Here is a 19,754-nt window from a genome sequence, read left to right as displayed (position 1 = left end):
GGCCGCTGCGCTCTAATGGACAGCGTTGGCTGCATAGCCGCCCGGTCCGTTACTACCATGGCCCTGTCCCCGCAATTTCCCTTGCTGCAACGGCTGGCCGCCAGCGTCGCCCAGCTGGGCTGGCGCGACAGCGCCTGGCTGGCCGTGGCCCGGCTGCTGGCAACGGTGCCGGGCGGACGTTGCGCGCTGTACCGTTATCAATTCGTGGCACAGGCCGTGGCGCCCGGTTCCCTTTGCCGCGGGCGCGGCCAGTCGATTGCCGTCACGCCCTGCGTGGCGGAAGCGGACTTGCCGCCCGGACCCGAGCGCCGGCCCGGCGCGCTGCGCGAGCGTTACCGCCAGGGCGCGCAATGCCTGGTGGCGCGCGACAAGTCCGGCATGGTCGGCTGGATCTGGCTGCTGCGCCACGGCTGCCAGGAAGACGAGGTGCGCGCCCGCTATGCGCTGGCCTCAAACCAGTCGTCGTGGGACCTCGACGTGTGGGTGCATCCCGAACAGCGCGGCGGCCTCGTCTTCGCGCGCCTGTGGGAAGAAGCCAACGCCGTGCTGTACGCGCAGGGCGTGCGCTGGTCGTGCAGCCGCATCTCGCGTTTCAACCGCGCCTCGCTGGGCGCCCACGCGCGCCTGGGCACGCACGCGCTGGGCACGGCCACCTTTATCCGCTGCGGGCGCTGGCAATGGATGGCCGCCAGCCTGCCGCCCTATGTACACCTGTCGCGCCGTCCCGACGCTATCCCCTGCCTGGCCTTCGATACGTCGTCCCTGCCGCACTACCCTTCCCTGGAGCTGACATGCCGCATCTTGAAGCAGTAAAGCACATCCTCGACACCACCCTGGGCTTGAACGGGCGCGTGCTGGAAGCCCACACGCCGCTGCTGGGCAGCGTGCCGGAACTCGACTCGATGGCCGTGATCGGCGTGATCGCCGCGCTGGAAGACCATTTCGGCATCATCGTCGCCGACGACGACATCCACGCGCGCCACTTCGCCACCGTGGGCACCTTGCACGATTTCGTGTTTGCAAAGCTGCGAGCATGAACCGCGCCCTCACCGACGCGCTGCCGCTGCTGCCCTTCTTCCTGCCCGCCAGCGGCGGCCAGCGCTATTGCCTGCTGCACCTGCCGCCGCCGGGACAGGCCGCGCGCGGCGGCATCCTCTACGTGCATCCGTTCGCGGAAGAACTGAATAAAAGCCGCCACGTGGCCGCCGCGCAGGCGCGCGCCTTTGCCGCGGCCGGCTACAGCGTGCTGCAGATCGACCTGTTCGGCTGCGGCGACAGCAGCGGCGACTTTGGCGAAGCGCGATGGGACATCTGGCACAACGACCTGCACCTGGCGTGCGCGTGGCTGGCGCAGCGGGTCAACGGCCCCTTGACCGTGTGGGGCTTGCGCCTGGGCGCCCTGCTGGCCCTCGATTTCGCCAGCAACCCGCCGTTGCCCCTGGCGCGTTTGCTGCTTTGGCAACCGGAACTCGATGGACGACGCGTCATCGACCGCTTCCTGCGCCTGCGCCTGGCGGCCGGCATGCTGGCCGGCGGCGGACAGGAAGCGCCCGGCCATGCGCGCGCCGCACTGGCGGAAAGTGAAGCTGTGGAAGTGGCCGGCTACCTGCTGGCGCCCGCGCTGGCGCACGCCATCGATGACGTCAACGCGTCCGCGCTGCAGCCCGCCGTTCCTGTCTATTGGCTCGATTACCAGGGGCCGGAGCAGGCAACCGCGCCCTTGCCGCCACTGGCGCGGCAATGGCGGGACCAGGGCGCCGCCGTCCACGTTGCCAGCTTTGGCGATGGCCCGTTCTGGCACAGCGGCGAGCTGCTCGCGTGTCCGCAACTGCTGGACGCGACGCGTGCGCTGTGCCGCGACTGGCTCGACGAGGAAAGGACGCCGCCATGAAACGCGACAGCGGCCAGCAGCACCTCGCGGCGCACGCCGTGCGCGAACTGGCGCTGCGCTTTCGCAGCGCCGCTGAGGACGGCGAGGCGCAGGCGCGCATGATCGGCGTCCTCAGCCTGCCCGACGCACCGGGTCCGCGCGGCGTATTGATCGTCACGGGCGGGCCGCAGTACCGGATCGGCAGCCACCGCCAGTTCGTCCTGCTGGCCCGCGCCCTGGCCGCGCAAGGCTGGCCCGTGCTGCGTTTCGACTTGCGCGGCATGGGCGACAGCGAGGGCCGCGCGCGCGATTACCGCGCCGCCGGTCCCGACATCGCCGGCGCGCTGGCGCAATTCTTCGACGCCGTGCCGTCCTTGCGCGAAGTGGCGCTGTGGGGCTTGTGCGACGGCGCCACGGCCGCGGCCTGCCATGCGCCACGCGACGCGCGCATCGCCGCGCTGGTGCTGCTCAACCCCTGGGTGCGCAGCAGCGCCGGCCTGGCGCGCGCCACCTTGCGCCATTATTATCTGCCGCGCCTGCTGCAAGGCGCGTTCTGGCGCAAGCTGGCCGGCGGCGGACTGCGGCTGGGCGCCAGCCTGGCGTCGCTGCGGCAGGTGGCGGCCGCCACGCAGACACCGGCAACGCAGGAAGACGACGCGCCCGCGCCGGCCCTGCTGCGGGCGCTGGCGCAATTCCAGGGCAAGGTCTTGCTGATCCTCAGCGGCGACGACCTCGGTGCGCGCGAGTGGCAAGCCCTGCTCGATGGCGACACAGCCTGGCGCGCCGTGGCCGCCCGCGCGCAATGGACGCAGGCGCAGGTCGCTGGCGCCAACCACACGTTCGCCAGCGCCGCCTGGCGCGGCGAGGTCGAACAGCTGTGCGCACGGTGGCTGCGGTCATGGTAATGACCTCGCCGAACGCGGCCCGACTGAACGCAACCCGACCAAAACGGGTGCTGATGGTCGCCTACCATTTTCCGCCGTTTGCCGGCGGCAGCGGCATCCTGCGCACCCTGGGCTTTGCCCGCCATCTGCCCGACTGCGGCTGGCAGCCGCTCGTGCTCAGCCCGTCGCCGCTCGCGTATGCGCAGCGGGGCAATACGCAACTGGCGCAGATCGGCGCGCAGGCGACCGTGCGGCGCACCCTGGCGCTGGACGCGGCGCGTCATTTGTCCATCGCCGGGCGCTATCCGCGCTGCCTGGCGCTGCCCGACCGCTGGAGTTCCTGGTGGCTGAGCGCCGTGCCGGCCGGCCTGCGCATGATCCGCGAATACCGCCCCGATGCCATCTGGTCGACGTACCCGATCGCCACGGCGCACCTGATCGCGATGACCTTGCAAAAACTCAGCGGCCTGCCGTGGATCGCCGACCAGCGCGACCCCATGCTCGACGACAGCGACCCGCTGGCGCCGTATCCGCCCGAGCCGCGCCTGCACCGCATGCATGCGTGGATCGAACAGCGCATCGCGGCGCGCAGCGCGGCCATCGTCTGCACCACGCCGGGCGCCATCGCGGCGCACCAGCGGCGCCTGGCGCAAGTGGGGCGCGAGCGCTTCCACCTGATCGAAAATGGCCACGACGATGACGACGGCGCGGCGCCGCCGGACGGGCCGCGCGGCCACCGCAGCCGCTTCCTGCTGCTGCACAGCGGCGTGATCTACCCGTCCGAGCGCGATCCGCAGCCGCTGTTCGAAGCCCTGGCCCGCCTGCGCCACGACGGCGTGCTGCACGCCCGCAATTTCCAGATGGTGCTGCGCGCCACAGGCCACGATGCGTGGCTGGCGGGCCTGCTGGCGAAATACGGCATCCTGGATCTGGTGAGCCTGGAACCGTTGCAGCCGCACGGCGCGGCGCTGCGGGAAATGCTGGCCGCCGACGGCTTGCTGCTGCTGCAGGCGGCCAACTGCAACGGACAGATTCCCGCCAAGCTGTATGAATATCTGCGCTGCCGCCGGCCCATCCTCGCGCTGACCGACCTGGCCGGCGACAGCGCGGCCAAGCTGCGCCACTGCGGTATCGATACCATCGGCCAGCTGGCTTCCAGCGGCGACTGCGCACGCGCGCTGCTGCGCTTCCTTGAACTGGCGCGCCAGGGCCGCGCCCCGCTGGCCAGCCCCACCGCCATCGCCCTGCAATCGCGGCAAGCCCGCAGCAGCGCCCTGGCCGATTTGCTCGACCAGGTCAGCCACAGGAGTCCGACATGAAGCATTGCTTGTTAGCCTGCACCCTCGCCGCCTGCTGCGCCAGCGCTACTGCCGCCGAGTGTCCGCCCTACGTCAAGCGCACGCCGGGCGGCGACTACACGAGCGCGGAAGACCGCGACGGTCTGTCCGTGGTCGAGAAATTCCATTTTTCACGCGCCGTGGAAACGCTCACGCAAGGCATGACGGGCAGCCTGGGCGCGGACATCAGCTACACGCTCGAACACTTCCCGAACCACCACCGGGCGCTGGCGTCGATGGCCAAGCTGGGATTGCGCCTGAAAAGCGCGCAGCCGGTGGGCGCCCGCTACACGGTCAGCTGCTTTTTCGAGCGCGCCATCGGCTTCGCGCCGCACGACGTGACGGCGCGCATGGTGTATGGCAGCTATTTGCTGTCCACGGGCCAGGATGCGATGGCGCTGGAACAGCTGGACGCTGCCAGCCGCCTGGCGCCGGACCAGGCCACCATCCAGTACAACCTGGGCCTGATGTATGCAAAGAAGAAGGAATACGAGAAAGCCAGCGCGCACGCGCAAAAAGCCTATGCGCTGGGTTTTCCCTTGCCGGGGCTGAAGAACAAGCTGAAGGCGGCGGGCAAGTGGCGCGAGCCGCCGCCGGCGCCGGCCGTCGTGGAAGCGAAGGAAGCGCCGAAAGCGGAAGAACCGGCTGTGCCGCCGGTCGAAGAACCTAGCGGGGAATGACGGCAGGCCGCTGGGCCACGTTCCAATGCCCGGCCGGCGATGCGGCCAGCGCGGCGGCCAGGTCGCGCCGCGCTTGCGCCTTGTCTTCCGCCTCGCTGATGTATGCCAGTTCGGCCGGCTGCAGCGCGGTGAGCGTCAGCAGCATCACTTCGCCATACGGCGTGTCGAACGAAGGCGCAATGGTGCTCGCGCCCTGGGCCAGCAGCACGCCCACCTGTTCATTCTCGTCTTCGAGGCCCTTGGGCGCGTCTTGCAAGTCCAGCACCATCGAGACGCTGCCGTGGCGCTGCACCAGCAAATCGATGGAGCCATGGTCGGCCACGTTCTGGCTGACCTGGTAGACCAGGTCGAACAGCCAGGAATGCGCCACGTCCTTGCCGTCAAAGGCGGACAGCGGCGCCTCGATGCACACTTCCAGCAGGTGGCCGCGCGGGACAAACACGTCGTCGTCATCCTCGAACGGATCGCTCAAGCCATCGCTGGCGATCAGGATGGAATCATTGCGGCGGATCACCCGCCAGGCCTGGCGCAACGATGGCCAGCGCGGGCCACCCATGAAGGCCGGGTTGACCAGCGGCGCCAGCACGTCGGCGTCGACAGCGCCCAAAGTGGCATAGAAGGCGTCGCGCGCGGCGCAAGCCGTGGCCAGCATCTGCGCGCCCGCTTCCTTGCCGACGACGGCGTCGTCCGGTTGCGGCACCTGGGGAATAACGTTTTCAGGCATGAGAGAGTCTTTGAATTAGTCGGCGGTTGGGAAGTCGTGATAATTGCGGGGCAAATAGCCCCAGATACGCGCAACCCGGTCCCGCACTTCGAAATCGAAACCGATGCGCTCGAGCTCCGGCACGATCCACACGCCGTGGTCGATGATTTTCTTGGGCAGCAGCATGGCCACGTGTTCTTCCGAGTACAGGCTGATATCGAACCATTCCACGCCCAGGAACGGGAACGGCGGGTGGTAATCCCATTCCGTATCCCAGCGCGACACATAGCCGGTGACGGAGCCGTAACGGTACGACGGCGCCCAGTCGGTGCGTCCGCGCATGAAGGCCAGCAGTTCGTTCCACTTGCAATCGTTGGCGGCGCCGGCCAGGTTGCGCCGCGCGATATGGCCGCGCAGCTTGCGCTTGATGTCGTCGCCGCCGGCGTCGGCCAGCGGCAGGCTGTGCGTGGCCGATGCCGTCATGCGGGCGTCCCCTCTTCGTCGCTTGCGCGGATGTTCGCGCGCAGATCCTCGACCAGGCGCTTGCGGCTGCTCGAGGCATATTCGATGGGTGAAAACGGCATGGCGGCCGCCGCATAGGCATCGATCAGCGCATGCATCTGCCGCGCCTGCGCTTGCGGCAACAGCGTCTTGCTGCCATTCGCGCTTTGCTGCGCGAGCTTTTCCTGCAGCACTTCCTTCCAGGCGATGTGCGCCTCGGACATGGGATTGGCCACGCACAGGGAAAACGTGCCGTTCAAAAAATACGTCCAGGCGCTGTCGGTGCGGGCGCGCAAGCCCTCCGCGATCGGCGCGCCGCTGTCGTCGAAGCTGTCGCGCAGGCGCCAGGTCGTCAGGTTCAAGGTCGCCAGCGCGGCGCCATAGCGGGCAGTAAATTGCGCCTGCAGGCGTGCTGGCGCCGTTTCCGCCCCTTCGGCGAGCGCGTGCCGCGCCACGGCGATCCAGGCCAGCTGGGACGGCGGAAAATAGCGGCCGGCCCTGGCCCCGGGCGCCGCCATGGCGCCAAAGACGAACGAGCTCAGATTGCCGCCGTCATCGACCACGTATGCAGGTGCGGGAACGAGGCGGGCCTGGATCAGGGCGTCGATGTCCGCCATGCTCATGGCGGCGGCTGCCGCCAGCTGCGTCTCGTCCAGATAGTGCTGCGCGAGATAATGATCGAGTTCCGTCATGTTCCTGCTTCCATGTTGATGATGTTGTATTTGCAGGCAGGCTTATTTTGCCACCGGCTTGACTTTCGATGCGGCCAGCACGGCGCGCGCGCGGGCCGTGTCGATATCGTCGGCCGTGGCCAGCGCCACGCCCATGCGGCGGCGGGCGAACGATTCCGGCTTGCCGAACAGGCGCAAATCGGCGCCCGGCACGCGCAAGGCGTCGGCCACGCCTTCGAAGGCGATGCCTTTCGCTTCCAGCTGGCCGTAGATGACGGCCGAGGCGCCGGGCGAACGCAGGGCCACGTTGACGGGCAAGCCGAGGATGGCTTTCGCGTGCAGCTCGAATTCGCTCTGCACCTGGCTGGCCATGGTGACCATGCCCGTGTCGTGCGGACGGGGGCTCACTTCCGAGAACCACACCATGTCGTCCTTGACGAACAGCTCCACGCCGAACAGCCCCAGGCCGCCCAGGTTGTCCGTCACCTTGCGCGCGATGTCGCGCGAACGCTCGAGTGCCAGCGGCGCCATGCGCGCCGGCTGCCACGATTCCACGTAGTCGCCATGCACCTGCAAGTGGCCGATCGGCTCGCAGAACTGCGTCTCGATCTGTCCCGAAGCGCCGACGGCGCGCACCGTCAGCAAGGTGATTTCGTAGTCGAAGTCGATGAAACCCTCGACGATGACCCGGCCCGTATCGACACGGCTGCCGCTGGCCGCATACGCCCATGCCGCGTCCACGTCCGCGGCGCCATCGAGTTTGGACTGGCCCTTGCCCGACGACGACATCACGGGTTTCACGACGCACGGAAAACCGATCTCCTGGCATGCAAGCTGCAACTCCCGCAGGCTGCTGGCGAAGCGGTACGGCGACGTCGCCACGCCCAGGGTTTCGGCCGCCAGGGTGCGGATGCCTTCGCGGTTCATCGTCAGCACGGCCGCGCGCGCGTTCGGGATACACGTGATTTGCCCGGCCGCTTCCAGCGCCGCCAGCGTATCGGTGGCGATGGCTTCGATTTCCGGCACGATCAAATCGGGCTTTTCCAGTTCGATCAGGGCGGCCAGCGCCACGCCGTCGCTCATGTCGATCACGTGCGAACGGTGCGCGACCGGGTGGCCCGGCGCGTTCGGATAGCGGTCGACGGCGATCACTTCCACGCCCAGGCGCTGCAGCGACATGATCACTTCCTTGCCCAGTTCACCCGAGCCCAGCAGCATGACTTTGATGGCGGTGGAAGACAGGGGCGTACCGAAGGTGCGGGGCGCGATGGTGCTGCTGGTGCTAGTGGTCATGGCAGGGTCTGTAGGCGGATGGAATGATGGCAGGGACAAGATGGACGGGACTATAGCAAATGCCGGCCATCTTGGACAGGGCGCTCCGCTGCCTGACGGGCCAGGCTAGCCCGCGTACGCCCGCTTGATCTCGTCGATATCGATCTTTTTCATGCCCATCATGGCTTTCATCACGCGCTGGGCCTTGACGGGGTCGGGATCGCCCAGCAGCTTGACCATGATGGTGGGCACGATTTGCCAGGACACGCCAAACTGGTCCTTGAGCCAGCCGCACTGCTGCGCTTCCGGCGCCCCGCCTTCGGACAGCTGCTTCCAGTAGTGGTCGACCTCGTCCTGGGTTTCGCAATTGACCTGGAACGAGATCGCTTCGGAAAACTGGAACAGCGGCCCGCCATTCAAGCCCGTGAACGTCTGGCCGTCCAGCTCGAACGCCACCGTCAGCACGCTGCCCGGTTCCTGGCCGTGGATTTCCTTGCCCTCCTCGCCATAGCGCAGGATCTGGCCGATCTTCGAATTGGGGAAGATCCCCGTATAAAACAGGGCCGCCGCCTCGGCGTGGCCGTTGAACCATAAACACGGGGTAATCTTTTGTATGCTGTGCATGATGTCTCCCTTGGCCGGTGTGTGGATTAGCTACGCTAATATAATCACAATTGCGCCGGCATGGCGCGCGGAATGCGCCTGTTAGCGCCCTGCAATGGCCTCCCGTCCCAGCACGCCGGCGCTGGCCAGCAGCCGCAGCCGGGCCGAGCGCCATTCCGCCTGGCAACGGATGCGCTCCTGCTGCGCCTCGAGCAGCGCCGACTGGGTGTTCAGCATTTCCAGGATATCGGCCGCGCCCAGGCCGAACTTGCGCCGCACGCTGGCCTGGGCATCGCGCGCCGCGTCCAGCCACGCTTGCGAGGCGGCCAGGTTGGCCAGCGCCGTGCTCGCCTCCGCATGCGTTTTCACCAGTTCCATCAGGGTCTGCTGCTTTACGTCTTGCGCCTCGGCTTCCCTTTGCCCGGCCTGCGCCAGCGCGCCGCGCACCTTGTAGTGGCGCGCAAAACCGTCGAACAGGGGGATGTTGAGCGAGATGCCCACCAGGGTTTCGCGCGTGGAAGCCGGCGACAAGCCCTGGTTGGGGCGGCCGTTCTGGTAGATATTGGCCGTCAGGTCGATGCTGGGACGGCCTTCCGACTCGCTCACGGCCACCCGTTCGCGCGCGGCCGCCAGCTGCGCCTGGGCCGCCACGATGGCCGGGTGCCGCTCCCTGGCCCTTGCCAGCCAGGCATGCAGCTCATCCTGCAAGCCCTCGCGCAGGCCCGCCGCCGCGTCGTCCCCGTCGTCGTCCAGGATCACGCCCGCCTCGGCCGGCAAGCCCAGGGTGTAGACCAGCACGGCACGGGCCTTCTGAAACTCGCCGTCGGCGCGGCTGGCGCCCAGGGCCGCCTTGGCCAGCGCGCTCGCCGCCTGCAGGGTGTCGCTGTGAGAGCCGAGTCCCCGTTGGGCGCGGCGCTGCGTGGCCAGCACCGTTTCATTGGCCAGCGCCCGGTATTGCTCGCGCATCCGCACGTTGGCCCGCGCCGTCTGCGCGTCGAAATACGCGCTGACGGTGGCCGCCAGGGTCTTTTGCAGCACGGCGTCGCGGTTGGCCAGGGCCGCGTCGAGCAAGGCTTGCGCCGAACGCCGGCCCGCCGCGCGCCCGCCGAAGTCGAACAGACGCCAGGACAGATTCAGCGAGCCCGTATTGCTGTTCAAGCTGCCTGACGGCGTGCTGGCGCCCGGATAAGCCGTGCGGTCGTGCACCCGGCTCACGCCCGCATTCAAGGTCGGCAGAAAGGCGGCCCTGGCCTCGCCCACGCCGGCCGCCTGCAGCCGTATGCCGGCCCAGGCGCCGCGCACCTGCGCGTTGTGGCACAGGGCCAGGTCGACGGCCGCCGGCAGGGTCAAGGGCACGCCCGCCTCGGACGCGGACGGGCATGGCGCGGCCTCGAACTCGCCCGCCTGCGCCGCAACACGGGCCAGCAGCAAGCTGGCGGCGATGGCGATGGCGGCCATGGCGCGGCATCTAGCGTTCATGCAGCGCCTCCTTCTGGTGCCGCACCAGCGGCGAGAGCACGTATTCGATCACCCTGCGCGTCCCCGTGCGGATTTCCGCGCGCACGGCCATGCCGGCCGTCAAGGGCACCGTCTTGCCGTCGATGACGATGGACGGCTGCCGCAGCGTGATCCTGACGGCATACACGGGGCCCTTCTTTTCGTCCTCGACGGCGTCGCGCGAGACGCTGCTGACGACGGCGGGCACGGTGCCGTATTTGGTGTAATCGAAGGCGTCGACCTTGACGGCCACCGCCTGCCCTTCCTGCACGAAGCCGACGTCGCGGTTTTCCAGCACGGCGTCGATTTCCAGCTTGCCCTGGCGCGGCACGATCTGCATCAGCGCCTGCGCGGCCGGCACCACGCCGCCCACCGTGTGCAGCTTCAGCTGCTGCACCGTGCCGTCGACGGGCGCCGTCAGGCGCAGCAGGCTGCCGCGGGCGCCGGCGCGGCGCGCGTCCTGGCCGCTGGCCGCCGCCACCCTGGCCCCTTCCGTCAGCGCGTCGTAGGCGTCCTTGCGCGTCTGCGCCACCAGGGCCGCGCGCTCGCCGCGGGCCGACGCCAGCTGGCCGGCCAGGTCGATGCGCGCCTGCTCCTTTTCCAGCCACGCGTGTTCGGCCACGTCGCGCGTCGCCAGCAGCGCCTTGTAGTCGCCGGCGCGCTGAGCCGCCAATGGCAGCGCCTGGGCATAGCGGGCAATCTCGCCATCGAGATGCGCGAGCCTGGCGCGGAAATTCGCATACTGGCCATCGAGATGGCCCTGCGCTTCCTCGCGCTGGACGGCGGAGGCGCCATCGGGCGCCGCCAGCCTCGGCAGCGTCAAGCTGTCGATGGCGGCGATCAGCGCGCGCGCGCGGGCCATTTGCAGCGCGGCCGCCACGGCGTCGCCGGCGGCCTTGTCGCGCTCGGCGTCCGGGCCGCGACTGTCGAGTTCCACCAGCAGCTGGCCCGCCTTCACGGCCTGTCCCTCGCGCACGTGCAGGGCGCGCACGGCCGCCACGTCGACCGAGGCGATGGTCTTGATGTTGCCGGACGGAATGATCTTCCCGGCCGCGTTGACGATGATGTCGACCTGGCCGAAGACCGCCCACAGCACGACGCAGCCGACCAGCAGCATCAGCACCCTGGCCGTCAGGCGCAGCGATGGCGACACGGGCCGCTCCTGCAGCGCCAGCGCGGCCGGCAGGAAAGCCGCCTCGTCTTCGCTGAGCACGGGGCCGCTCAAGGCGGCGCGGTTGCGCCAGCTATGCCTCAGCACCTGGCCATAGCGTTGCAACAGCTCGCCATACGCGGCGACACGGTGGCCGGCGCTCCTCATGTCGCGTCCCCTGTTGCGCTCCCGTGCGTGCCCTGCTGCAGGCTGTACAGATGGGCGTAGATGCCGCCCGGCTGCGCCAGCAGCGCGTCATGCGTGCCCAGTTCGGCCACCTGCCCCCGCTCCATGACAATGATGCGGTGTGCTTCGCGCACGGCCGACAGGCGGTGGGCGATGATCAGCACGGTGCGCCCCGCGCAAATGCCGCGCATATTGTCCTGGATGATTTTTTCCGATTCATAGTCGAGCGCGCTCGTCGCCTCATCGAAAATCAGGATGCGCGGATTGCCGATCAGGGCGCGGGCGATGGCGATGCGCTGGCGCTGGCCGCCCGACAAGCCCGTGCCGTGCTCGCCCACCATGGTGTCGTAGCCTTCCGGCAGTTCGCAAATGAAATCGTGGGCGCCCGCCAGTTTCGCCACGGCGATGACGGCTTCCATCGGTAACGCCGGGTCGCTCAGGGCGATGTTGTCGCGCACGGAGCGGTTGAACAGGATGTTTTCCTGCAGCACGACGCCGATCTGGCGCCGCAGCGAAGCCGTGTCGATGACGGCGATATCCTGCCCGTCGATCAGCACCTTGCCCCGCTCAGGGATATACAGTCGCTGCGCCAGCCGCGTCAGCGTGCTCTTGCCCGAGCCGGAACGCCCGACGATGCCGATCACTTCGCCAGGCGCGATGGAAATCGATACATTGCGCAGCACTTCGGCCGCATCGGGCCGGTAGCGGAAACCCACTTGCTGGAAGTCGATGGCGCCCGCGATGCGCGGCAGGCGCGCCTTCTGGCTGCCCGCTTCCACGCGCGCGTTGAGGATGTCGCCGAGCCGGCTCATCGAGATGCCCACCTGCTGGAAATCGTTCCACAGCTGCGCCAGGCGCAAGATGGGCGACGCCACCTGCCCGGCCAGCATATTGAACGCGACCAGTTCGCCCACCGTCATCTTGCCGTCGATGACGAGGGTGGCGCCCCACCACATGATGGCCGCCGTCACCAGCTTGCTCACCAGAGTGACGCCGCCGCTGGCCAGCATGCCGATGTTATTTGCCGACAAGCCCGCCGACACATAGCCGGCCAGCTGCTTTTCCCACTGCCGCTGCCAGCGTGGCTCGACGGCCATGGCCTTGAGCGTATCGACGCCGCTGATGGTTTCGACCAGGAAAGACTGGTTTTCCGCGCTGCGGTTGAATTTGTCGTTCAAGCGGCCACGCAGCACGGGCGTGAGCAGCATCGACAGGGCCGCGTAGGCGGGAATCGAAGCCAGCACGACGATGCTGAGCGCCGCGCTGTACCACAGCATGGCGGCAATGAAGATGAAGGAAAACAGCAAGTCCAGCACCAGGGTCATGGCGTTGCCGGTGAGAAAAGACCGGATATTTTCCAGTTCATGGATGCGCGCCACGGAATCGCCCACGCGGCGCGCCTGGAAATACGCGATCGGCAAGGCCAGCAAATGGCGGAACAGGCGCGCGCCCAGTTCCACGTCGATCTTGCTGCTGGTGCGCGCGAAAACATAGGTGCGGATGAGGCCAAGCACGGCTTCGAAGACGATGGCGCACACGAGGCCGATGGCCACCACGTGCAGGGTTTTCATCGCGTGGTTGACCAGCACCTTGTCCATCACCACCTGAAAAAACAGGGGCGTGGCCAGGCCGATCAGCTGCAGCACGAAGGAGATCAGCAGCACTTCGCCCAGCAGCCTGCGGTATTTGATGACGGCGGGAATGAACCAGCTGAAGTCGAAACGTGCCGTCTCGCCCGCATAGCTGGCCTTGCTGCTGAAAAAGATCAGCTCGCCCGTCCAGGCGGCAAGGAAGGCTTCGCGGCCGAGGATTTGCGGCGGCTGGCCCGGATGCTGGACCAGCACCTTGCTCACGCCGTCAGCGTCCGTCTCGACCTTGCCGAGGATAAAGTAACGGCCGTCCGTATCGATGGCGATGGCCGGCAGCGGCGCTTGCCCCAGCCGTTCGGGCGCCTGGCGCACCAGTTTGGCCGTCAAGCCAAGTTGCCTGGCGGCCAGCAGCACGGTTTGCCGCGTGAATACGGCCTGGCCGAAAGCATGCTTGAGTTGGGCGCCATCGGCGGCGATGCCGTGCAGGCTGGCCATCAGCAGCAGCGACAGCAAGCCCGTGTCGGGCACAGTTTTTTCTATGGACGGCGTATCGTTGCGGTGGGAGAGGACTGTCATCGGGCAATATCAGAGATTCAATGGCGCAGCCAGGCCGTGGCAGGTCGCCCCGGCCCGGCTGCGTGAGGGTGGCTCCAGCTATGTCAACGTATTAATGGACTGCCGCCAGCTGGAGCTGCGTCGACGGATTACCGTGGCCTGACCATGGCGCCGAGGCGGCCGCCGGCACGGCAAAGCCGGCCATCGCTTGCACCAGCTGCGCGGAATCGGCCTGCCAGCCGCCGAGTCCGTCCTGGCTGGCGGCACTGAATTGCTGCGCGGCGCGCCAGTTTTGCGCCAGCACCGGCGCCAGGATGGCCGCCGTGCCTGCAGGCAAGGTCAGCTGGCCAGCCGCCGGCGGCGTCAGGCCCGCCATCGCCTGCACGAGGTTTTGCACCTGGCTGCCCAGCAAGACCCGGCCGTCGGCCATGCGGAATTGCTCGATGCTCGCCCCCGCTGCCGCATACCAGCCATTGACGGTGACCTTGTCTGTGGTGCCGATGGTGCTCACTTCCAGGTTCGTGCCCACCTGGCGGAACCACAGCTGCTCGGCGCTGACGCCGGCCAGAAAGGACACCACGTCGCGGCTGCCCGCCTCGTTCGGCTCGTTGATGATGTCGGCGCCGTCGCCGCGGGCGAAGACATAGGTGTCGTTGCCCGCAGCGCCAGCGAGCATATCGTCGCCCTTGCCGCCTTGCAGGGTATCGTTGCCGAGGCCGCCGGCGAGGATATTCTTGATCTCATTTCCCACCAGAACGTCATCAAACTTGCTGCCAATGACGGCATTGAAGTTGGCCACCACGTCCACGCCCGGACGCGCCGCCAGGGCGGCGCCGACGGGGGCGAAGGCAACCGTCACACCCGCGCCGGCATTGATGTAGCTGAGCGTGTTGCCCGCCCCGCCGCCATCGAGCACGTTACCGCCAGCGGTATCGACGAAAAACACGTTGTTGTTGTAGGCGCTGCCCGTCACCGTCAGGCCGGCAGCGGCCAGGCGCACGTTTTCCACGTTGTCGGCCACCGTGTAGTTGACCTTGGTGTACACGGTGTCGTTGCCGCCATTGCCACGTTCGTCGATGAAGTCGCCGCTGTGGTTGACGTAATACGTGTCGTCGCCACCGAGGCCTTGCAGCAGGTCGGCGCCGGCCGTGCCGTTGATGACATCGGCATTCGCCGTGCCGACGAATGTTTGCTCCGTCGGCTGCGTGGGACCGTTGAAGTGCCAGGCCTGGGCCAGCGCGGGCGCCAGGGCGGCGGCCGTGCCAGCCGGCAGGGTCAGCTGGCCCAGCGGCGGCGGCGCCAGGTTCGCCATCGCCCGCACCAGCAGCTGCACGTCGGCGCCGCGCATGACGTGGCCGGCGGCCGTGCGGAATTCCTCGATGTTCGGCACAGCCGCGTTCCAGGCGCGGATGGTGATCTTGTCCGTGGTGCCGATGGTGCTCACTTCCAGGTCATTGCCCACCTGGCGGAACCACAGCTGGTCGATGTTGACGCCGGCCAGGAAGGCGATGGTGTCGTAATTGGCATCGGCGGACGATTCGGTGATGACATCGGCGCCGTCGCCGCGCGCAAAGACATAGGTGTCGTCGCCGAGGCCGCCCGTCAGCACGTCGCTGCCTTTGCCGCCTTGCAAGGTATCGTTGCCGAGACCGCCGGCCAGGGTATTGGCCAGCTCGTTGCCGGACAGTACGTCGTCATAGCCGCTGCCGGTCACGCTGGAAATATTGACCAGCACATCGCTGCCGGGGCGGGCCGCATGGGATTCGTTGATGGAAACGATGCTGGCCGTCGCGCCCGCCTTGGAACCCGCATAGGTGGCCGTGCTGTTCGTGCCGGTGCCGCGCAGCACGTTGCCGCCGGCGACATCGACGTGGAACACGTTGTCATTGCCGTTGCCCGTCACCGTCAGGCCGGCGGCGCTCACATGCACCTCTTCGACGTTGGCGGCCAGCGTGTAGTTCGCGCTGGCATAGACGGTATCGCGGCCGCCGCCAGCCTGTTCCACCACCACGTCGCCGCTGTGGTTGATGTAATACGTGTCGTCGCCGGCCAGGCCCGCCATCACGTCGGCGCCCGCCGTACCCTGGATGATGTCCGGGTTCGCCGTGCCGGTAAAGACGCCATTGCCGGGCTGGTTCGGTCCTTCCGTACGCCAGTTCCGCGCCAGCGCCGGCGCCAGGGCGGCGGCCGTTGCCGCCGGCAAGGTCAGCTGGCCGGCCGCCGGCATCGCCAGGCCCGCCATTGCCTGCACGAGGTTTTGCACGTCGCTGCCCAGCAGCACGCGGCCTTCGGCCGTGCGGAACTGTTCGATGCGCGGCCCGGCACTGGAAAACCAGGCGTTGATGGTGATTTTATCGGCCGTGCCGATGGTGCTCACCTCGAGGTTCACGCCCACCTGGCGGAACCACAATTGGTCCGCGCTGACGCCGGCCAGGAAGGAAATGACGTTGTGGCTGCCCGCCTCTTCCACCTCGATGATGGAATCGGCGCCATCGCCACGGGCAAAAATATAGGTGTCGTCGCCCTGCATGCCGGCCAGCGTGTCGTCGCCTTTCCCGCCCTGCAAGGTATCGTTGCCAACACCGCCGAAGAGGAGATTCCTGATTTCATTGCCGGTCAGTACATCGTTGAATTTGCTGCCCACGATGCTGGCGACATTCGTCACCACGTCCGCGCCCGGGCGCGCCACCACGGGACCGTTGACCGGCGCGAAGGACGCCGTCACGCCCGCGCTGGCGTTGACGTAAGTGACTGCATTGCCCGTACCGCCGCCATCGATGACGTGGCCGCCGGGCACATCGACGTAAAAGACGTTGTTGGTCGTGGCGCTGCCCTTCACCGTCAGGCCGGTGGCCGTCAGGTACACTTTCTCGACATTGTCCGGCACCGTGTAGCTGACGCTGGTATACAAGGTATCGCTGCCGCCGTTGGCCAGTTCGACGATCACGTCGCCGCTGTGGTTGACGTAATACGTATCGTCGCCAGCCAGGCCTTCGAGCACGTCGGCGCCCGTGGTGCCGGTGAGGATATCGGCGTTCGGCGTGCCCGTGAAACGCTGTGCGGTGGCTGCGGAACTGTTCAGGTAAGCGTCGATGGCGGAGACGCTGGAGCCAGATGCATTGTTTTCAGTCATGTTGCAGTTTCCTGTCGTTAAACTTAAAACCAAGATTGAATATGCCGGCGCAGGCCGGCATGCAAGGCAAAAGTCCCGGCCGCATCCACTTGCAGTCCAACGCGCACCTTCGACGGTCCGGCACTTTTGGCGCATGGACGGCGCGCGCCTGAGCGTCGCCTCGCATGCACGCCTTAATGACGCGCAATCGGAACAGGCACTGCTATTTGTCATGCAAATGTCACACTGCATGGAGGAAAGAAGAGCAACCTTGCCCAGTTTTTTCTGTCACCGCTGTAGCCATTGTGCGAGAATGCCCCTCCCCCTCGATGGTGCGCATGATGACCAAACTCGCCGCAAGCATCTCTGCAATGACACTCGCGCTGGCAGCTTGCAAGCCAGCAGCCACGGCACCTGCGCACGACATTCCTGCGGCAATGCGCCAGACCGCGACCACCCTGCTGCAGTAGCCATTGCTGCACGCGACCTCGATTGCCGTCGTTTATCGCGGCAAGGAATTCATGCTGCATCAGGGCGAGCTCGAGACCGGCAAAGCCAATCCGCCGAACGATACAACGCTGTATGAAATCGGCTCAGTCAGCAAGACTTTTGCCGGCCTGCTACTGGCGAACGCCGTGCTGGACGGGAAGGCGACGCTCGACGATCCCATACAACAGTACCTGCCGCAGGCCTACCCGAACCTGCAGTGGCAAGGCCAGCCAGTACGCTTGCGCCACTTGATCACGCACACCAGCACTATGCCGGGCATGCTGCCATTGCAGGTGAACGCCATATTGCAGGATTTCACGGCACACGCCACGCCGGCAAAGCTCAATGCAGCGTATGCCAACTACGGGCAACAGCAATTCTGGCAGGATTTACATGCAGTCAGCATCACGGGTCCGCTTGGCAAGGACTACGCCTATTCCAGCGCCGGTACCGAACTCATTGCGCACACGCTCGAAACAATCTACGCCATGCCCTATGCAGACCTGCTCGCGCAATTCATCGCGCGCGAAGCCGGCATGCGCGATACCAGGCTGAACATCGCAGCCCAGGATAGCGGCCGGCTGGCGCCCGGCTACCACAGCGACAATCCCGTCATCACGACACCGATGCCGCAACTGCCTTGGGGGGCGGCCGGCAACCTGAAGTCGACCATGCCCGATATGGCGAAATACCTGCGCCTGCAATTGAGCGCCCATCGCGCGGTCGCCGAATCGCACAAGCCGCTGATGCGCTTTCAGGACGACTTCAGCATCGGCTATTTCTGGAACATCGGCAGCAATCGCCAGTTGGGTACGCATTATGTGCACCATGGCGGCGTGCCGCGCGCGCAAAGCTACGCCTACATCGTTCCTCGATATCAGCTTGGGGTCTTCATCATCACCAACCAGAGCGGCGACGCGACCGCCGGCGCCATGGAAAGCGCGCTGGCGCCTATTTTCGACACGGTGGAATCCATGGACGGCGCGAAATAGGCCGCCAACAAGACGCACGGCGCCACAGTTTGGGAGACGGCGCTTATTTGCCAGCCGCTGAGGCCTGCAAGGCGCGCAAGGCGGCCATGCGGGAAGTAAATTGCGCGAGCGCGTCGTCCAGCGCCAGGCCCGGCCGGCTGGCGGCGAAACCGGTCCAGGCTGGCGCATGGCGGGCAGCCTCATCCCGGCCATGCTGGCCGTCGAGATAGGCAATGGCCGCCATCGCGTGCTCCTGATCAAAGTGCAGCTGCGGCTGGCAAAGGTAATGTGCAAGATAACGGTGCAGGAAATCGCGGCTGGCTGGCGTGTCGAAAACGGCCAGCGCCAGGCAATATGCGCTGCCCGCGTAGCAGACCTCGCTGGCCAGCAGCAGGCCGCCCAGCTGACCCGTGAAAGCGGACTGCCCGGTCAATGCGGCCAGGTAGGCGCCCGCCGTGCGGCTGCGCCAGTCGAATTGCCCCAGCAGGCGCGCGATGACGGCGGCGTCGGCCTGTCCCAGACGCTGCGCGCACGCCAGCGCCTGGGGCTGGTGCAAGCCCATGTACAGGGGCCGCACCCAGTCGTCGCGCAGGACCGCCGTCAGCGGTTCCTGCGGCGGCAGCACCGGCACGGCAAACGGGTGCGCATGGCGCACGGTGGCGCCAGCCACATGCAATTGCAATGGTGTCAGGGAAGAATCCGCCGTCATGGCAAAGCTCCAAAAGTTTGATCCTGTAATTGCTGTACCAGGAAATCGATAAATACGCGCAGGCGCGGCGGCAGGTGGCGACTGGCCGGCCACAGCAGCCAGAATGCCGTGCGCGCCTGGGTATGCTCGTCCAGCAGCGAGACCAGTTGCCCCGCCGCCAGCTCGCGCCGCACGGCAAATGCGGGCAGGTAGGCGATGCCCTGCCCCTGCACGGCCAGGAAGACGCGCATTTCCACGCTGTTGCACACCATGCCGGGCGCTGGCTGGACAGCCTCGTCCATCAGCGGCCACTGTTCCAAACGGCCCGTGGCGGGAAAGCGGTAATCGAAGCGCTGATGCCGCGTCAGTTCGCTGCCATCGGCGGGCCGGCCGTGGCGCGCCAGGTAGGCGGGCGACGCCACCAGCAGGCGGCGGAACGTACACAGTTTGCGCCGCATCAGGCTTGAATCGGCCAGTTCACCCGTGCGCACGGCCGCGTCAAAGCCGTCGCTGACGATATTGACCATGGCGTCGGAGAAATCGAGGTCGAGTTCGATGGCGGGATAGGCGTGCATGAACGCAGCGATGGCCGCTTCGAACAGGCCGCTGTAGCGTGGCAGGCTGATACGCAGGCGGCCGCTGGGCGCCCCGCCCGATTCACCGAGTTCGCGCTCGGCCGCTTCCACCTCGGCCAGGATGCGCTTGCAGCGCTGCAGGAATTTTTCCCCTTCCGCCGTCAGGGCCAGGTGCCGCGTGCTGCGCTGGAACAGGCGCGCGCCGAGCCGCGCCTCCATGCGCGCCACGCTCTTGCCCACCGCCGACGATGACAGGCCCAGCAGCCGTCCCGTGGCCGAAAAACTGCCGCTGTCGGCCACCTGCACGAACATGGCGATGCCACCCAAGCTATCCATGCGCACTCCATTGAAGACATTATTGTCCGATATGTTGATCAGTTTAGCCCATTTTTCTTCAATGACGGGCGCGCCATACTCGCCC

General features: G+C 67.0%; 19 protein-coding genes. 8 read left to right on the top strand and 11 right to left on the bottom strand.

The annotated features are described in order from the left end of the window. Window positions 1–57 precede the first annotated feature (57 nt). Genes IGS55_RS02435 through IGS55_RS02410 form a run of 6 tightly spaced genes read left to right on the top strand, consistent with a single transcriptional unit; the run spans window position 58 to window position 4,771 of the window. Entirely contained in the window at window positions 58–813 is a 756-nt protein-coding gene (locus IGS55_RS02435; protein WP_230515828.1) for a GNAT family N-acetyltransferase, read from the top strand. After that, window positions 792–1,037, top strand: a complete 246-nt coding sequence (locus IGS55_RS02430) for an acyl carrier protein (RefSeq protein WP_230515827.1) — start codon at window positions 792–794, stop codon at window positions 1,035–1,037. Before IGS55_RS02435 ends, IGS55_RS02430 begins: the two co-directional genes overlap by 22 nt. After that, on the top strand, window positions 1,034–1,891 hold the full coding sequence (locus IGS55_RS02425; protein WP_230515826.1) for a hydrolase 2, exosortase A system-associated: 858 nt from the start codon (window positions 1,034–1,036) through the stop codon (window positions 1,889–1,891). Before IGS55_RS02430 ends, IGS55_RS02425 begins: the two co-directional genes overlap by 4 nt. Further along, window positions 1,888–2,775: a hydrolase 1, exosortase A system-associated gene (locus IGS55_RS02420; protein ID WP_230515825.1), complete on the top strand. Its 888-nt coding sequence runs from the start codon at window positions 1,888–1,890 to the stop codon at window positions 2,773–2,775. Before IGS55_RS02425 ends, IGS55_RS02420 begins: the two co-directional genes overlap by 4 nt. Next, complete coding sequence (locus tag IGS55_RS02415) at window positions 2,769–4,073, top strand: glycosyltransferase (RefSeq protein WP_230515824.1); 1,305 nt, start codon at window positions 2,769–2,771, stop codon at window positions 4,071–4,073. The genes IGS55_RS02420 and IGS55_RS02415 overlap by 7 nt, the downstream gene beginning before the upstream one ends. Then, a complete protein-coding gene (locus IGS55_RS02410) occupies window positions 4,070–4,771 on the top strand; it encodes an ABC transporter permease (RefSeq protein ID WP_230515823.1) in 702 nt (233 codons plus the stop codon). The genes IGS55_RS02415 and IGS55_RS02410 overlap by 4 nt, the downstream gene beginning before the upstream one ends. On the opposite strand, the gene IGS55_RS02405 is transcribed toward IGS55_RS02410, so the two are convergent. From IGS55_RS02405 to IGS55_RS02365, 9 genes are all read right to left on the bottom strand, one after another. Continuing rightward, on the bottom strand, window positions 4,758–5,495 hold the full coding sequence (locus IGS55_RS02405; protein WP_230515822.1) for a hypothetical protein: 738 nt from the start codon (window positions 5,493–5,495) through the stop codon (window positions 4,758–4,760). The genes IGS55_RS02410 and IGS55_RS02405 overlap by 14 nt on opposite strands. Before the next feature lie 15 nt (window positions 5,496–5,510). Continuing rightward, window positions 5,511–5,957, bottom strand: coding sequence for a DUF6678 family protein (locus IGS55_RS02400; protein ID WP_230515821.1), 447 nt, complete (start codon window positions 5,955–5,957; stop codon window positions 5,511–5,513). Further along, window positions 5,954–6,667: a DUF6058 family natural product biosynthesis protein gene (locus IGS55_RS02395; RefSeq protein ID WP_230515820.1), complete on the bottom strand. Its 714-nt coding sequence runs from the start codon at window positions 6,665–6,667 to the stop codon at window positions 5,954–5,956. Before IGS55_RS02395 ends, IGS55_RS02400 begins: the two co-directional genes overlap by 4 nt. A gap of 42 nt (window positions 6,668–6,709) precedes the next feature. Further along, window positions 6,710–7,939 (bottom strand): formate-dependent phosphoribosylglycinamide formyltransferase, encoded by a 1,230-nt coding sequence (gene purT, locus IGS55_RS02390; RefSeq protein ID WP_230515819.1) that lies wholly within the window; start codon window positions 7,937–7,939, stop codon window positions 6,710–6,712. A gap of 105 nt (window positions 7,940–8,044) precedes the next feature. Continuing rightward, window positions 8,045–8,542, bottom strand: coding sequence for a VOC family protein (locus IGS55_RS02385; RefSeq protein WP_268991826.1), 498 nt, complete (start codon window positions 8,540–8,542; stop codon window positions 8,045–8,047). Between the two features lie 81 nt (window positions 8,543–8,623). Next, complete coding sequence (locus tag IGS55_RS02380) at window positions 8,624–10,000, bottom strand: TolC family protein (RefSeq protein WP_230515818.1); 1,377 nt, start codon at window positions 9,998–10,000, stop codon at window positions 8,624–8,626. Then, window positions 9,990–11,336 carry an HlyD family type I secretion periplasmic adaptor subunit gene (locus tag IGS55_RS02375; protein WP_230515817.1) on the bottom strand — a complete coding sequence of 449 codons (1,347 nt, stop codon included), beginning with the start codon at window positions 11,334–11,336 and terminating at the stop codon, window positions 9,990–9,992. Before IGS55_RS02375 ends, IGS55_RS02380 begins: the two co-directional genes overlap by 11 nt. Then, complete coding sequence (locus IGS55_RS02370) at window positions 11,333–13,519, bottom strand: type I secretion system permease/ATPase (RefSeq protein WP_230515816.1); 2,187 nt, start codon at window positions 13,517–13,519, stop codon at window positions 11,333–11,335. Before IGS55_RS02370 ends, IGS55_RS02375 begins: the two co-directional genes overlap by 4 nt. A 91-nt stretch (window positions 13,520–13,610) precedes the next feature. Continuing rightward, a complete protein-coding gene (locus IGS55_RS02365) occupies window positions 13,611–16,631 on the bottom strand; it encodes a calcium-binding protein (protein WP_230515815.1) in 3,021 nt (1,006 codons plus the stop codon). Window positions 16,632–16,948: 317 nt separating this feature from the next. On the opposite strand from IGS55_RS02365, the gene IGS55_RS27845 reads away from it, so the two are divergent. Both IGS55_RS27845 and IGS55_RS02360 read left to right on the top strand, forming a co-directional pair. Next, on the top strand, window positions 16,949–17,080 hold the full coding sequence (locus IGS55_RS27845) for a hypothetical protein (protein ID WP_268991825.1): 132 nt from the start codon (window positions 16,949–16,951) through the stop codon (window positions 17,078–17,080). A gap of 3 nt (window positions 17,081–17,083) precedes the next feature. Beyond that, the gene (locus IGS55_RS02360; RefSeq protein WP_230515814.1) at window positions 17,084–18,091 is read left to right on the top strand and encodes a serine hydrolase domain-containing protein; all 1,008 of its coding nucleotides are present in this window, start codon (window positions 17,084–17,086) and stop codon (window positions 18,089–18,091) included. 43 nt (window positions 18,092–18,134) lie between these two features. On the opposite strand, the gene IGS55_RS02355 is transcribed toward IGS55_RS02360, so the two are convergent. Together IGS55_RS02355 and IGS55_RS02350 are read right to left on the bottom strand one after the other, a co-directional pair. After that, window positions 18,135–18,779, bottom strand: coding sequence for a DUF6000 family protein (locus IGS55_RS02355; RefSeq protein WP_230515813.1), 645 nt, complete (start codon window positions 18,777–18,779; stop codon window positions 18,135–18,137). Further along, window positions 18,776–19,669, bottom strand: coding sequence for a LysR family transcriptional regulator (locus IGS55_RS02350; protein ID WP_230515812.1), 894 nt, complete (start codon window positions 19,667–19,669; stop codon window positions 18,776–18,778). The genes IGS55_RS02355 and IGS55_RS02350 overlap by 4 nt, the downstream gene beginning before the upstream one ends. Window positions 19,670–19,754: the final 85 nt, after the last annotated feature.

It is taken from the genome of Janthinobacterium sp. EB271-G4-3-2 (genome assembly GCF_020858035.1).
Lineage (GTDB): Bacteria > Pseudomonadota > Gammaproteobacteria > Burkholderiales > Burkholderiaceae_D > Janthinobacterium > Janthinobacterium aestuarii.
Note: the sequence above shows the minus strand (reverse complement) of the source record. Positions and strands in the feature narration are given on the sequence as shown.